This window comes from Pseudomonas sp. GW456-L13, from assembly GCF_017350115.1.
Lineage (GTDB): Bacteria > Pseudomonadota > Gammaproteobacteria > Pseudomonadales > Pseudomonadaceae > Aquipseudomonas > Aquipseudomonas jessenii.
The window spans coordinates 3,082,294-3,096,722 of record NZ_JACNAS010000001.1; the positions used below are offsets into that span (position 1 = coordinate 3,082,294).

The 14,429-nt window shown below is 58.4% G+C and carries 12 protein-coding genes and 1 tRNA gene; 6 read left to right on the plus strand and 7 right to left on the minus strand.

Features of this window, described 5'->3' with window-relative positions; all coding sequences use genetic code 11:
- Positions 1-12: 12 nt before the first annotated feature.
- The 3 genes from cysT to oscA all read right to left on the minus strand — a co-directional run bounded on the left by cysT (position 13) and on the right by oscA (position 2,165).
- Positions 13-831, minus strand: coding sequence for a sulfate ABC transporter permease subunit CysT (gene cysT, locus J4D25_RS13855; protein ID WP_007972956.1), 819 nt, complete (start codon positions 829-831; stop codon positions 13-15).
- Positions 832-900: 69 nt separating this feature from the next.
- Positions 901-1,914 (minus strand): sulfate ABC transporter substrate-binding protein, encoded by a 1,014-nt coding sequence (locus J4D25_RS13860; RefSeq protein WP_057712513.1) that lies wholly within the window; start codon positions 1,912-1,914, stop codon positions 901-903.
- Between the two features lie 68 nt (positions 1,915-1,982).
- On the minus strand, positions 1,983-2,165 hold the full coding sequence (gene oscA, locus J4D25_RS13865) for a sulfur starvation response protein OscA (protein ID WP_056726967.1): 183 nt from the start codon (positions 2,163-2,165) through the stop codon (positions 1,983-1,985).
- Positions 2,166-2,431: 266 nt separating this feature from the next.
- Between oscA and J4D25_RS26995 the strand changes: the two genes are divergently transcribed.
- Together J4D25_RS26995 and J4D25_RS13870 are read left to right on the plus strand one after the other, a co-directional pair.
- The gene (locus J4D25_RS26995) at positions 2,432-2,737 is read left to right on the plus strand and encodes an IS3 family transposase (protein ID WP_008047186.1); all 306 of its coding nucleotides are present in this window, start codon (positions 2,432-2,434) and stop codon (positions 2,735-2,737) included.
- The gene (locus tag J4D25_RS13870; RefSeq protein ID WP_057716268.1) at positions 2,734-3,570 is read left to right on the plus strand and encodes an IS3 family transposase; all 837 of its coding nucleotides are present in this window, start codon (positions 2,734-2,736) and stop codon (positions 3,568-3,570) included. The genes J4D25_RS26995 and J4D25_RS13870 overlap by 4 nt, the downstream gene beginning before the upstream one ends.
- A 127-nt stretch (positions 3,571-3,697) precedes the next feature.
- Here the strand turns inward: J4D25_RS13870 and dibA are convergent, their stop codons facing one another.
- Positions 3,698-5,617 carry a phosphodiesterase DibA gene (dibA, locus tag J4D25_RS13875; RefSeq protein WP_057712515.1) on the minus strand — a complete coding sequence of 640 codons (1,920 nt, stop codon included), beginning with the start codon at positions 5,615-5,617 and terminating at the stop codon, positions 3,698-3,700.
- 146 nt (positions 5,618-5,763) lie between these two features.
- Between dibA and desA the strand changes: the two genes are divergently transcribed.
- Together desA and J4D25_RS13885 are read left to right on the plus strand one after the other, a co-directional pair.
- Positions 5,764-6,948, plus strand: a complete 1,185-nt coding sequence (gene desA, locus J4D25_RS13880; protein WP_057712516.1) for a delta-9 fatty acid desaturase DesA — start codon at positions 5,764-5,766, stop codon at positions 6,946-6,948.
- A gap of 202 nt (positions 6,949-7,150) precedes the next feature.
- The gene (locus J4D25_RS13885; protein ID WP_057712517.1) at positions 7,151-8,140 is read left to right on the plus strand and encodes a sensor domain-containing diguanylate cyclase; all 990 of its coding nucleotides are present in this window, start codon (positions 7,151-7,153) and stop codon (positions 8,138-8,140) included.
- A 125-nt stretch (positions 8,141-8,265) separates the two neighbouring features.
- On the opposite strand, the gene J4D25_RS13890 is transcribed toward J4D25_RS13885, so the two are convergent.
- The 3 genes from J4D25_RS13890 to gabD all read right to left on the minus strand — a co-directional run bounded on the left by J4D25_RS13890 (position 8,266) and on the right by gabD (position 12,521).
- On the minus strand, positions 8,266-9,480 hold the full coding sequence (locus tag J4D25_RS13890; RefSeq protein WP_057712518.1) for a response regulator: 1,215 nt from the start codon (positions 9,478-9,480) through the stop codon (positions 8,266-8,268).
- A 136-nt stretch (positions 9,481-9,616) separates the two neighbouring features.
- Complete coding sequence (gabT, locus tag J4D25_RS13895; protein ID WP_057712519.1) at positions 9,617-10,894, minus strand: 4-aminobutyrate--2-oxoglutarate transaminase; 1,278 nt, start codon at positions 10,892-10,894, stop codon at positions 9,617-9,619.
- A 184-nt stretch (positions 10,895-11,078) separates the two neighbouring features.
- On the minus strand, positions 11,079-12,521 hold the full coding sequence (gene gabD, locus J4D25_RS13900) for an NADP-dependent succinate-semialdehyde dehydrogenase (RefSeq protein ID WP_057712520.1): 1,443 nt from the start codon (positions 12,519-12,521) through the stop codon (positions 11,079-11,081).
- A 348-nt stretch (positions 12,522-12,869) separates the two neighbouring features.
- Here gabD and J4D25_RS13905 point away from each other — a divergent pair.
- Positions 12,870-12,946 (plus strand) — tRNA-Arg (locus J4D25_RS13905).
- Between the two features lie 814 nt (positions 12,947-13,760).
- On the plus strand, positions 13,761-14,027 hold the full coding sequence (locus J4D25_RS13910) for a DUF3077 domain-containing protein (protein ID WP_057712522.1): 267 nt from the start codon (positions 13,761-13,763) through the stop codon (positions 14,025-14,027).
- The last annotated feature ends 402 nt before the right edge of the window (positions 14,028-14,429 follow it).

Consider the following 14,429-nt stretch of genomic DNA (forward strand, 5'->3'; position numbering starts at 1 on the left):
GGGTGCGCCTCCTTATGGGGTTTCGATGCGCCGCTGCAACAAGTTGATCAGCAGCAACAGGACGAAGGAAACCACCAGCATCAGTACACCAATGGAGGTAGCACCGGTGTAATCGTATTGGTCGAGCTTGACCATGATCAGCAGCGGCAGAATCTCGGTTTTCATCGGCATGTTGCCGGCGATGAAAATCACCGAACCGTACTCGCCGACCCCGCGGGCAAAGGCCAAAGCGAAACCGGTAAGCCATGCCGGAAGCAGTGCCGGCAGCAGGATATGGCGGAAAACCTGCAAGGGTTTTGCACCCAGGCACGCCGCCGCTTCCTCGACTTCACGAGGAATATCCGCCAATACTGGCTGTACGGTACGTACTACGAATGGAAGTGTCACAAAAGTGAGGGCAAGGGTGATGCCCAGAGGGGTGTAGGCGATCTTGAAACCCAGATCCGCCGCAAACTGACCGACCAGACCGGTAGGGGTGTACAACGCCGTCAGCGCAATACCGGCCACCGCCGTGGGCAATGCGAACGGCAAGTCGATCATTGCATCGATCACTTTTCGCCCAGGGAAGGTATAGCGCACTAATACCCAGGCCAGCAGCGTGCCAATGATGCCGTTGATGATCGCGGCACACAGGGCGGTGCCGAAGCTGAGCTTCAACGCGGCCAGCACCCGTGGCGCCGAGATGATTGCCCAGAACTGATCCCAGGTGAGTTGAGCGGCATGCACGAACATCGCCGCCAGTGGTATGAGCACAATCAGGCTGAGGTACACCAAGGTGTAGCCCAGCGTCAGCCCGAAGCCGGGTATGACGGGGGAAATACGACGCGACATAAAAGTCCTTGGTTGAGAACGCACTGAGCCCCGGAGGTGAATCCGGGGCTCGTTGATGGCTATTTAAGATTACTGCGCCTGATAGATCTGGTCGAACACCCCTCCATCGTTGAAGAATTTCGGCTGTGCGGTTTTCCAGCCGCCGAAGTCCTTGTCGATGCTCACCAGCTCCAGTTTCGGGAACTGCTGGGCGTACTTGGCAGCCACGTCCTTGTCACGTGGACGATAGAAGTTCTTCGCCGCGATTTCCTGGCCGGCCGGGCTGTACAGGTGCTTGAGGTAGGCTTCGGCGATCTGCTCGTTGCCCTTTTTCTCGGCATTTTTGTCGACTACCGCCACCGGCGGCTCAGCGAGGATCGACAGCGAAGGCACGACGATGTCGAACTTGTCGGCGCCACCCTCTTCTTTCAGGGCCAGGAAGGCTTCGTTTTCCCAGGCCAGCAATACGTCGCCCTGGCCGTTGTTGACGAAGGTAATGGTCGAGCCGCGGGCGCCGGTATCCAGCACTGGCACGTGCTTGAACAGGGTTTGCACGTATTCCTTGGCCTTGGCTTCGTCGCCGCCATTGGCTTTCAGGCCATAGGCCCAGGCCGCGAGGAAGTTCCAGCGCGCACCGCCGGAGGTTTTCGGATTCGGTGTGATCACCGAGACATCATTCTTGATCAGGTCGCCCCAGTCCTTGATGCCTTTAGGGTTGCCCTTGCGCACCAGGAACACGATGGTCGAGGTGTAAGGCGTGCTGGCGTCCGGCAGGCGCTTTTGCCAGTCCGCCGACAGGGACTTGCCAAGCTTGGCGATTTCGTCGATATCGCCGGCCAGGGCCAGGGTCACGACGTCGGCACGCAGGCCATCGATCACCGCCCGACCCTGCTTGCCCGAACCGCCGTGGGATTGCTGGATTTTCACGGAGTCACCGGCGTGGTCCTTTTGCCAGAACTTGATGAATTCGGCGTTGTAGTCCTGATACAGCTCGCGGGTCGGGTCGTATGACACGTTGAGCAGCTCATAGTCCTTGGCAACGGCGGAACCGGCAAAAAGGGCGCTGGCCAGGGCGGCCAAAGCGAAATGACGAATCGACGACATGGTGAAAGCTCCTGGAATTCTTGGTTTGTTGGCTTTTTCTTATGGGATATCGCGTTGCCTGATTCGCCTCAGCCCGACTTGTTGCCCGGCTGCTGCAAACGGAATTTTTCCTTGCGCTCGATCTGCACCACCTGGGCGTTGTGCACAGTGATTTCCACGGCGCCAAAGCGCAGATCGCGCAGGGCACTCTGGATTTCACGCAGGATGGTGGCTTCGTCTTGACCGTCGACGCTACGCAGGGATGCGCTCATATTGCTGCTCCTTCAACTGAGAGGTTGCCTCGCAGTGTCGGCACTGCTTGCGGCTTGAGAGCAATACTAGAGAGGTGTAGATATTCTTAAAAAGACTATTTAAGAATGTTTATATAACCAGAAGAGATTAACTGTGGAGACAAGAGCTTGAGGTGAATCACCCTCTTTCAGGCACACCAAAAAACCCTGTAGGAGCGAGCCTGAACTGGCCTAATAATTCCGGACACCTCTTAAGGGCGATATGATTTCGCCAACTTGGAGGTTCCATGAACGAAAGAAAGGTCTATACACGCGAGTTCAAGCTGCATGCTGCCAGCATGGTGCTTGATGATAACTGCCCGGTTCCAGACGTTTGTGCATCGCTGGATATCGGGCCCACCGCTTTACGGCGTTGGGTCGATCAGGTTCGCAAGGAGCGCGAGGGGCAGCCAGTCAAAGGCACCAAGGCGATTACCGAAGATCAGCGCCAGATCCAGGAACTAAAGGCCAAGATCAAGCGCATGGAAATGGAAGCCGAGATCTTAAAAAAGGCTACCGCTCTCTTGATGTCGGATCCCGATCGTTTTCGATGATTGCGGAACTAAGAGAGTCGTTCCCGACAGCTGTCGTGTGTCGTGTTTTCGATGTGAAGCGCAGCAGCTTTTACGAGTGGCTTCAGCGGCGAGCCCAACCGCGGATCAGGCGCGAAGAGCTCAAGCTCAAAGTGGTTGAACTGCACAGCGAAAGCCGCGAAGCCATGGGTTCCAGAATGATCAGCAAGGGCCTGAAGTCCCAAAACATCGCGATCGGAAGAGGCCTTGTCCGAGCGCTGATGAGGGAGGCCAACATTGTCAGTAAACAACGCCAGCCGCACCCATTCAGATCCAAGGGAGTGGAAGCGTTTGTCGCGCCCAATCGGCTCAAGCGCAACTTCAAACCGGCTGCAGTCGATCAGGTCTGGTGTGGTGACGTGACCAGCTTGATGGTGGGCGAGCGCTGGGTTCATCTGGCCATCGTCATCGATTTGTTTGCTCGCCGGGTCATCGGTTGGGCATTTTCGCTGGTCAATGACGCCAACTTGGTCAGCAAGGCGCTACGCATGGCGACAGAGGTTCGAACGTGCCCTGCGGGACTGATGTTTCACTCGGATCAGGGCTGTCAGTACACCAGCCGCAAGTTTCAGGAAGAACTGAAGCGTCGTGACATATTGCAAAGCATGAGCCATCGCGGGCAGTGCTGGGACAACGCTCCAACAGAGCGATTTTTCGGCACGCTGAAATCAGAATGGGTGCCTCGTAGTGGCTACAGCAAGATCGAGGAAGCCAAAACCGATATGGTGCGCTTCTTCATGTACTACAACCGCACCAGGCTCCACAGCTACAACAACTATCTGTCGCCAATAGCCATGGAGCAAAAAGCGGCATAAACACCGTAACCGGTGTCCGGGATTACTTGACCAGTTCAGCTTGCTCGCGATGAGGGAGTTTCATTCACCAGAAATGTCGACTGATATTCCGCTATCGCGAGCAAGCTCGCTCCCACAGGTTTTGCTTCTACACGATCACCGGCTCATGCATCCAGTCAAGCTGCTCCGCCGGTACCGGCCGCCCGAACCAGTAGCCCTGACCCAGATCGCAATCGTGTTCGAGCAGAAATTCCGCCTGCTCAGCCTGTTCGATCCCCTCGGCATGCACCTGCATGCCCATGCTCTGGGCCAGCGCAATGATCACCCGTGAAATCGCCGCATCATCCTCATCCCACGGCAACCCGGCGACGAAGCCCTGGTCGATTTTCAACTTCTGCACCGGCAGACGCTTGAGCCGCAGCAGCGATGAGTAACCCGTGCCGAAGTCGTCGATGGCCAGGCGCACACCCAGCTCGCGCAGGCGATGCATCTGCTCCAGCGCGACTTCCGGGTCTTCCATCACCGCGCTTTCAGTGACTTCCAGCTCGAGAAACGCCGGCTCCAGCCCGGTTTCGCGCAGGACCTGCGCCACCTGCTGATACAGCTCACGACGGGCGAACAGACGCGAAGAAACGTTGACCGCGACGAACGACAGCACCACCCCGTCCTGTTGCCACTGGCACATCTGCCGGCACGCCTGCGCCATGACCCAGGCGTCGATTTCTGCAATCAGACCGGTTCGCTCGGCGACCGGAATGAATTCCGCCGGCGACACCAGGCCCCGCTGCGGGTGCTGCCAACGCACCAGCGCCTCGACGCCGATCAGGCGACGGCTCTTGAGGTCGTGAACCGGCTGGTAATAGACCCGCAACTCTTGTCGGTCCAGGGCTCGGCGCAATTCGAAGGCGATCTCGACCCGTTGCTGGGCGTGGGCCGTCAGCTCTTCGGTGTACAGGGCATAATCATTGCGCCCCGCGCTCTTGGCCTTGAACAGTGCAGAGTCGGCATTGCGCAGCAGTTGCTCGACGCTCAACGCATCGCTGGGGAACAGGCTGATGCCGATGCTGGTGTTTATGGACAGCTGGTGCCCATCAATAAGGAACGGCTCTTTAAGGCCCTCGATGATCCGCTGGGCCAACGCAGCGGCCTGAACCAGTTGCGGACAGCTTTCGGCAAGTATGGCGAACTCATCCCCGCCCAACCGCGCCAGGGTGACGCCCGGACCGAACATGGCCCCCAGGCGCTCGGCCACAGCCTTGAGCAACTGGTCGCCAATGGTATGCCCGAGGCTGTCGTTGATCATCTTGAAGTGATCGAGATCGATCATCAGCAGCGCGCAGCCACGCTTGTGGACCTGTGCCGAGGCCAGGGCCTGTTCGGCGCGGTCGGTGAACAGCAGGCGGTTCGGCAGGTCGGTCAGCGGATCGTGGTGCGCCAGGTGCATCAGTTCGTGTTCTGAATTCTTGATTGCACTGATGTCGGAAAACACCGCCACATATTGGCTCGGCTGGCCGTAGTCGTCGTGGATCAGGCGGATCGTTTGCCATTGCGGGTAAATCTCGCCGCTTTTGCGCCGGTTCCAGATTTCTCCACTCCACTCCCCGACACTGGCGAGCGTGGCAAACATCACCTGATAGAACTCAGGAGAGTGTCGCCCGGACTTGAACAGGTTGGGCCGCTGCCCCAGCACGTCCTCACACCCGTAACCGGTGATTTCCATGAACGCCCGGTTCACATGGACGATCAGACCTTCCCGATTGGTGACCAGCACGCCTTCGCGGGTGCAGTCGAACACGGCTGCCGCCTGGCGCAAGCGCATGCGGTCGGCGTCGCGCTCACGCAGTTTGGCGCCGATACCCAGACACCGCAGCAGCCGCGCCCGGGCAATGAAGATCAACCCGGCACTGAACAGCACCCAGACATAACCGTTGATCAGTTGCCATCGCAATCGCTCGGCAGAGCTATCGAAGAAACTGTTTAATAAATAGCCACTGATCTGCAGCCAAACCACAGAAAGCAGCAGATAGAGCAGCGCTGCACGCAAGGCATCGCGATAGGTGGCAGACATCCGGCGATCCATGTCCCTACAAAAAGGTTGGAATTATAGTTTAAAGACACATCCAGCCACTCTTATCTGAAAGGGTGACTGGTTTTCTGTGTGGGCTTAGTGATAATGCAACGGCTGTTTTTTCTTTATCGAGGGCCCTACAGCCTATGTGGTACGAAGGTTTTCTTGGCTTGTCGCCCTGGTCGCTGGTAGCAGTCACCCTGCTGATGACCCACGTCACGATCATCGCCGTCACGGTCTATCTGCATCGTTACTCGGCTCATCGCTCCTTGGAGCTGAATGGCGGCCTTAAGCATTTCTTCCGTTTCTGGCTGTGGCTGACCACGGCGCAGAACACCCGCGAGTGGACTGCCATCCACCGTAAGCATCACGCCAAATGCGAAACCGTCGATGACCCGCACAGCCCGGTCATCAAGGGTTTGTCCACGGTGCTGCGCAAAGGCGCCGAGCTGTACCGCGCCGAAGCGGAAAACCCCGAGACGCTGCGCATCTACGGCAAGAACTGCCCCGAAGACTGGATCGAGCGCAACCTCTACAGCCGCTTCCCGCTGCTGGGCATCGCGATCATGGGCGTTATCGACCTGCTGCTGTTCGGCACCATCGGCATCACCATCTGGGCCATCCAGATGATGTGGATCCCGGTGTGGGCCGCCGGCGTGGTCAATGGCCTGGGCCATGCCATCGGCTACCGCAACTTCGAATGCCGCGATGCGGCGACCAACCTGGTGCCTTGGGGCATCCTGATTGGCGGCGAAGAACTGCATAACAACCATCACACCTACCCTAACTCGGCAAAACTGTCGGTGAAGAAGTGGGAATTCGACCTGGGCTGGGCGTGGATTCAAGTCTTCAGCTTCCTGCGCCTGGCCAAGGTTCAACGGGTTGCGCCGATTGCCCATCGCGTCGAAGGCAAGGGCAACCTGGACATGGACACCGCCATGGCGATCCTCAACAACCGCTTCCAGATCATGGCCCAGTACCGCAAATTGGTGATCGGCCCGCTGGTCAAGCAAGAGCTGGAAAAAGTCGATCACTCGGTACGTCACCAGTTCCACCGGGCCAAACGCCTGCTTTCGCGGGAGACCAGCCTGCTGGATGACAAACACCATGTACGCATCCAGAACATGCTCGAGCACAGTCAGGCGCTGAAGGTAATTTACGAAAAACGCCTGGCCCTGCAACAGATCTGGGTCAAGACCAGCTCAAATGGTCACGACATGCTGGCGGCCATCAAGGACTGGGTACACGAAGCCGAAGCCAGCGGGATTCAATCCCTGCGCGACTTCGCCGATCAGTTGAAGACCTACTCCCTGCGCCCTGCCGCCGTCTGAAAAAACCTGTGGGAGCGGGCTTGCTCGCTCCCACATGGTTATGTGGCGTGCCATCAGTACCGCCCGGCGGGAGCCAGCTTCCTCGCCACACAAGGCGGGAACTTCATCTAAAAAGCCCTATCTCAAAGACACTTCGCCATTCCCGGCAGGCTTGGTGTTGGCCGCTATCGAACACGCGGCATGCCCTTTGAGATTTGTGTCGATGGCCCCAAAAAACCTGCAAGACTCATCTCCGTCGCATTGGCCCGAGGCCGCGCAGCCCCTGATAGCGCTGATGCATGCCCAACGCGAAGTCGCACGCCTGAGCGAACGTGAACAGTTGTTCAGCACCTTGCTGATGAGCGTCAATGCAGTGCTGTGGGCATTCGATTGGGAAACCCGCAAGGTGCTTTACGTCAGCCCCGCCTATGAACGGATCTTTGGCCGTTCGGCCGATCTACTGCTGGCCGACTGCAATCAATGGTGCGACAGCATTCACCCTGACGACCTGGACTATGCCGAACGCAGCCTTGCCGAAGTGCTGGACAAAGGCGCCGTCGAAGACCGCGAGTATCGAGTCATCGCCGCCGAGGGCCAGGTGCGCTGGCTAAGCGACAAATGCTACATCAACCGCCAGGCCGAGCCGGGGCAACCGGTGATCATCGTCGGCATCGCCGAAGACATCACCGACAAGAAGCAGATGGAAACCGAGCTGCATCGCCTGGCCACCATCGATGCGCTGACCCAGAGCAGCAACCGCCGTCATTTCTTCGAATGCGCCCACCGCGCGTTCGCACACACCCGGCAACAGGGCGAGCCGCTGTCGTTTCTGATGCTGGACATTGATAACTTCAAGACGATCAACGACACCTACGGTCACCAGGAAGGCGACAACGTGTTGCAACGCATTGCCGAAAGCGGCCGCGCAGCGTTGCGTCGTCGCGACCTGTTCGGGCGCATTGGCGGTGAGGAGTTCGCCGCGGTGTTTCCCGGATGCACGCCGCAAATGGCCCTGCAAGTGGCTGAACGCTTGCAACGGCAGATTCAGCAATTGAGTTTCAACCATGAGGGCCAGACGTTCGGCATCACCGTCAGCCAGGGCCTGACCAGCCTGACCGCCGCGGACGAAAACGTGGAAAACCTGTTTTCCCGGGCCGATGCGGCGATGTATCAGGCCAAGCGCGAGGGAAAGAACCGGATTGTCACTGCCTGACAGGATCACCACAGAACCCTGTGGGAGCGAGCTTGCTCGCGATGGCGGACTATCAGTCGACATTGATGTTGTATGTCAGCCCCTCATCGCGAGCAAGCTCGCTCCCACAGGGGTTGGGGGTGTACTTACTTTCTGCGCAAACGCATCAACTCCGGCAGGCCGATCTTGAGCAACCTCGCCGTCCGGCTCTTCGCCAGCGCCTCGATGCCCTCATGCTCGGTCAAGCGTGCCATCTGCGCCGCCATGTTCATCACCAGCGCTTCGCGCGAGTAAACCCCGCCACCGAGCTGGTAGGCCGCCGCAATCAGCTCGCGCAACTCCAGTGGCAGACGCCAGCGCGTGCGCAGGGCCGAGCCATAGGCCGCGCCAAATTCAACCAGCGCTTCGCCCACTTCCTCCTGCTCGTCCAGTTCGCCACCGGCCTGTTTCCATTCCTGCAAACACCGCAGCAACGCCAGATCGCCGAGACGATGCAACATGCCGGCGCAATAGCAGCGCTCCTGATCCAGATCGAGCAAGCGCGCCAGGGTTCTCGCGTATTCGGCGGTGTGCAGGGACAGATCCCAGTAACGCTCGGCATAGTCGACCAATTGCGGATCGCTGAGCCGGGCACTGCGCTTGAGCGCCAACCCGAGAATCAGGTTCATGCTCTGCCCGGTGCCCAGGCGATGCAGCGCCTGAGACAGGGTTTGCACAGCGGTGCCGTGGTGCTGGGCCGCGCTGTTGGCGGCGGCGATCAGCACAGCGGTAACCTGCGGATCGGTGCGGATTTCGTCTTCCAGCACCGTCAAATCGAGGCCATTGGGGTTGAGGCTGCGTTTGACCGCCACTTGCACGTCGGTCATCAGCGGCGCACCGTCAGCCAATTCCCGTCGACGCTCCAGAAACACCGACAACGTCATGCCCGGCGCCAGCGATGGCACCTCGCACAAGACTTCTTCGCCAGCGTTCAGCAGCACTCCCTGCAACCGATGGGTCAGGCTTTGCATATTCAGGGGTTTGGTCAGGTACGCGGCCGGCGCCAGTGGCAATGCCTCGCGCACGCTGGCACTGTCGTTGCGACTGCTCATCAGAATGAACGGCATGGGCGGATTGCGTTTGCGCTGACGGATGCTGCGCAGGACGTTAAGGCCATCGACGCCGGGCAACTCCCAGTCGGCGATCACCAGGTCATAGGGGTTGGCGGCCAACAGTTCCAGCGCTTGCTGACCATCGGCGCACAAATCCAGCTGTGCATCGCAGCGTACGTTCAACAACACTTCCTTGAGCAGATCCCGGGACCAAGGGTCGGCCTCGGCGATCAGGACTCTTGGAACGGCGGGTAAAATGACGGTTGTCATACAGCTCTCCCTGGCAATGCGCAAACCTTAGCCAATGCTGGCCATTCGATACAGCGCTAATGGGCGGGATGTGTTTCAAGGGGCATGAAAAAACCCGCCGAAGCGGGTTTTTTGTGGATCAGGTCACACTGGGTGATCAGAGCTCGGAGAAGCACTCTTCGATGATCGCCAGGCCTTTGTCCAGTTGCTCGTCCGGCGAGGTCAGCGGTACCAGAACGCGCAGAACGTTGCCGTAGGTGCCGCAGGACAGCAGGATCAGACCCTTGTCACGAGCCTTGGCCACAACGGACGCCACGGCTGCAGCGTTCGGCTTGTGGCTGTCGCCGTTTTCGAACAGCTCGACCGCGATCATCGCGCCCAGGGCACGGACTTCACCGATCACCGGGTACTTGGCCTGGATGGCCTTCAGGCCGGTTACCAGACGCTCGCCAACAGCCTTGCAACGATCCAGCAGGTGTTCTTCTTCGAACACTTCCATCACGGCCAGGGCCGCGGCGCAAGCGATCGGGCTACCGGCGTAGGTGCCGCCCAGGCCGCCTGGAGCGATGGCGTCCATGTATTCGGCCTTGCCGCACACACCGGCCAGCGGGAAGCCGCCAGCGATGGATTTGGCGAAGGTGGTCAGGTCGGCGGCAACGCCCATCTGTTCCATCGCGAAGAATGTGCCGGTACGGCCAGCGCCAGTCTGTACTTCGTCAGCGATCAGCAGGATGCCGTGCTGGTCGCACAGGGCACGCAGACGCTTCATGAATTCTTTCGGAGCGACATAGAAACCACCTTCGCCCTGAACCGGCTCGATGATGATCGCGGCGATGTCTTTCGGCTCGGCGTCGTTCTTGAAGATGCGTTCGATGGAAGCGATCGAATCGTCGATGCTCACGCCGTGCAGTTCGTTCGGGTATAGCGCGCGGAAGATGCCGCCTGGCATCAGGCCCATGCCGGCCGAGTAAGGCACGACTTTACCGGTCAGGCCCAGGGTCATCATCGTGCGACCGTGGTAAGCGCCGGTGAAGGCGATCACGCCGGCGCGGCCAGTGGCGGCACGGGCGATCTTGATGGAGTTTTCCACGGCTTCGGAACCGGTGGTCACCAGCAGGGTTTTCTTGGCGAAATCACCTGGCACCTTGGCGTTGATTTTTTCGCACACTTCTACGTACGGCTCGTAGGCCAGTACCTGGAAGCAGGTGTGGGTCAGCTTGTTCAGTTGCTCGGTCACGGCGGCGATGACTTTCGGGTGCACGTGGCCGGTGTTCAGTACGGCGATACCGCCGGCGAAGTCGATGAATTCACGACCTTCAACGTCGGTTACGGTCGCGTTCTTCGCGGAATCGGCGAAGATCGGGTGAATCTGGCCAACACCACGTGGAACAGCAGCGGTACGGCGGGCCATCAAAGAAGCGTTAGTCTTGCTCATACATTCCTCATTCACCGCTCATCGGGCGGCGTGGTTCAAGGATAAAGCGACGGGGAGCAACGGCGGCAGCATGCGATGATCGACTGCCACTGCGTTCCCGGCCACCGAGAAAATTCCGGTTTGAAGCGGCGCAAAGGGACAGCGCTCTCGTGCCCTTTGCGCTTGAAGCAATGCTCTTCCGGGGTTAGATGCCCAGGCAGAGGTATTTGATTTCCAGGTAATCTTCGATGCCGTACTTGGAGCCTTCACGGCCCAGGCCCGAGGCCTTGATGCCGCCGAACGGCGCGACTTCGTTGGAGATCAACCCGGTGTTGACGCCGACCATGCCGTATTCCAGGGCTTCAGCCACACGGAACACACGGCCCAGATCACGAGCATAGAAGTACGAGGCCAGACCGAACTCGGTGTCGTTGGACATCGCGATCACGTCGGCTTCGTCTTTGAAACGGAACAGTGGAGCCAATGGACCGAAGGTTTCTTCCTTGGCCACGGCAGCGTTGTTCGGCACGTTGGTCAGGATAGTCGGCTCGAAGAAGTTGCCTTCCATCGGCTTGCCACCCGCCAGCACGGTCGCGCCTTTGCTCAAGGCATCGGCGATGTGTTCTTGCACCTTGGCCACGGCTTTTTCGTCGATCAGCGGGCCAGTGGTAGTGCCTGCTTCCAGACCGTTGCCGATCTTCAGTTTGGCGACAGCCACTTTCAACTTCTCGGCGAATGCGTCGTAAACACCGTCCTGGATGTACAGGCGGTTGGCGCAGACGCAGGTCTGGCCGTTGTTGCGGTATTTGGAAATGATCGCGCCTTCGACGGCCTTATCCAGGTCCGCGTCGTCGAACACGATGAACGGCGCGTTGCCGCCCAACTCCAGGGACACTTTCTTGATGTCCTTGGCGCATTCCGACATCAGTTGACGACCGATTTCGGTCGAACCAGTGAAGGACAGCTTGCGCACGATCGGGTTGCTGGTCAGCTCGCTGCCGATGTCGCCAGCGCTGCCGGAAACAACGCTGAACACGCCAGCCGGGATGCCGGCACGCTGGGCCAGTTCGGCCAGGGCGAATGCAGAGAACGGAGTTTGCGAAGCAGGCTTGAGCACCATTGTGCAACCGGCGGCCAGGGCTGGACCGGCTTTACGGGTGATCATCGCAGCCGGGAAGTTCCACGGGGTGATCGCAGCGGTCACGCCGATTGGCTGCTTGATCACGATCAGGCGCTTGTCTGGCTGGTGGCCCGGAATCACGTCACCGTAGATGCGCTTGGCTTCTTCGGCGAACCACTCGATGAAGGAAGCGGCGTAAACGATTTCGCCCTTGGCTTCGGCCAATGGCTTGCCTTGTTCCAGGGTCATCAGACGAGCCAGGTCATCCTGGTTCTCGATGATCAGCTCGTACCAGCGACGCAGCTTGGTCGCACGTTCTTTGGCAGTCAGTGCACGCCAGGCCGGCAGCGCTTTGTCGGCAGCTTCGATCGCACGGCGGGTTTCGGCAGCGCCCATTTTCGGCACGGTGCCCAGAATTTCGCCCGTTGCCGGGTTGTTGACCTTGATCGTCTGACCATTGTCCGCATCGACCCACGCGCCATCGATGAAGGCTTGCTGGCGGAACAACTGGGTGTCTTTAAGCTGCATGTCGGCTTTCCTTAACAGCACCGCAACGAATGCGGAGCAAATTATGATTGTAGAAAGGCGCCTCGATAGGCTGCCGTCAGGGAAATCATTCACCGGGCTGAAGCACATAAATAGCGCACTGATTGAACTCGTGCGGTTCAGCACCCAGACAAGAGCGTTTGAAATCTCAAACGAATCCTAGGATCAAAGGGGGTAAAGGACAATAGCCTGTTCGAAAAAAAGAACGAAAACGACGCTTTTGCCTATTTTTTCTGATCAACGTAGCAACCGCGCGTTACAGCTTCAAAAAACACAGGCGATTCAGCAGCATGGACGCCTTCAACGCATATGAGTATCATGGCGCCCGCTGCACCAGTAGCTCAGCTGGATAGAGTACTGCCCTCCGAAGGCAGGGGTCGTGGGTTCGAATCCCGCCTGGTGCACCATGAATAGATATGAGAAAGCCTCAGGTCCTATGGGTCTGGGGCTTTTTTGTGGGTGTTGTTTTTAGGAAATCAAACCGACTCCGTTGGCGTCGGGCGAGCGGTAGCAGACCATTGGCAAAACATCGGCGTGAGTTCCATGGCGTAGCCGATGGCATGCGGGCTGAGGAGTCAGTTGTCAACTTAAAGTTGACAACTCCAGCACTCGGCGAGCGGTAGGGGGGAAATCCAGACAATCCCCCCAGAGTTCTAGCAGTAACCTTGGCTATCTACCGAAAGGAGCCTGTTGCTGGTGATCGCATGGGGTGATGGTACGAAGCAACCGTCAAGGACAACTTGACAGTTCGATTTGATTACATGCGTCAGCGTCAGTCGCATGCAGTACTTCGTAGTTTCTTGGGTAGTCAGCGGCAGCTCACGTCCCCCAACAGATGTTATCCCACTCCCCCACTTCCAAGGTTGCAGGAGATCAGCCTGCACGATACCCTTCCGCCGTCGCTGCCAATTCAGCGACCGGGCTTGGTAACCCGAGAGTTAAGCGCAACAGCGCCCCATTCGAATTGCAGGCGTTTTTTTTCGCCCGTAATTTTGAGTTATGGCGGCTGTGCGTGGGACGTCTTCGGGCGTGCCGGATTCCTTGACTCCCGGTTTACCAACCTGCGCACAGCTGCCACCCATTCGCTTGGTAACGAAAAAGTGGCAGTTCCTCGTCAAGGAGCTAGACCATGCGCAATACAAATCCGTACGAAATCCCGCTTTTCCCTCAACGCGATTTCAAGTCGCGCCCTCAAAGCATCTCCGTCAATGGAGGTGGCAAATGACTGTATATACAGAAGCAAAAACCATCGGTTTGACTCCCTGCATCTATTGCCCGGACGAACCGCTGTTCCATGTCAGCGGCGGCGTGCCTATTAGCAAAGCACTCGCACAGGCATCCGACCTGCTGTTCCTGGCCAAGTCGTTCGCCGAGGATGCGGCCTACGCAAAAGACACCGACCGCCACGCGTGGGCCGCACACTATCTGACTGCGATGAGTAAGGCTGTGATCGATGATGTGGTTAAAGTGCTGACGCGACCGACATAAGCTCGCTAGCAACAAGCTGCAGAATAGTGGCGACTCACCCTTGAAATGCGCCCCGAATTCTCGGGGCCTCCAAAACGGCCAGAGCTCAACTGAAAGAGTTTGATTGATTCGTACGTACATCAGAAGTAGGCAAATCACTTCACTTCTACGTACAGCCTTAAGGCAAGAAATGAAAACGGCGCGCGCAGTTGTCCCCCCCCCCCGCCACACCTGCGGTCTAAATATGTCGTTTTTTCTGCCCCCCCTGCACCTATGGAGCGTCAACGCTCTACTGGCTCGGAGGCAGCTTTTTTGAGGAACTGCGTCCCCTTGCAAATCCCTGCAACTCCCTACCTCATTACGCCCAGAAAAAACCGGTCGGTAACAAAGGCCCCCAACATCTGCTTCTGAGCAAACTTGCAG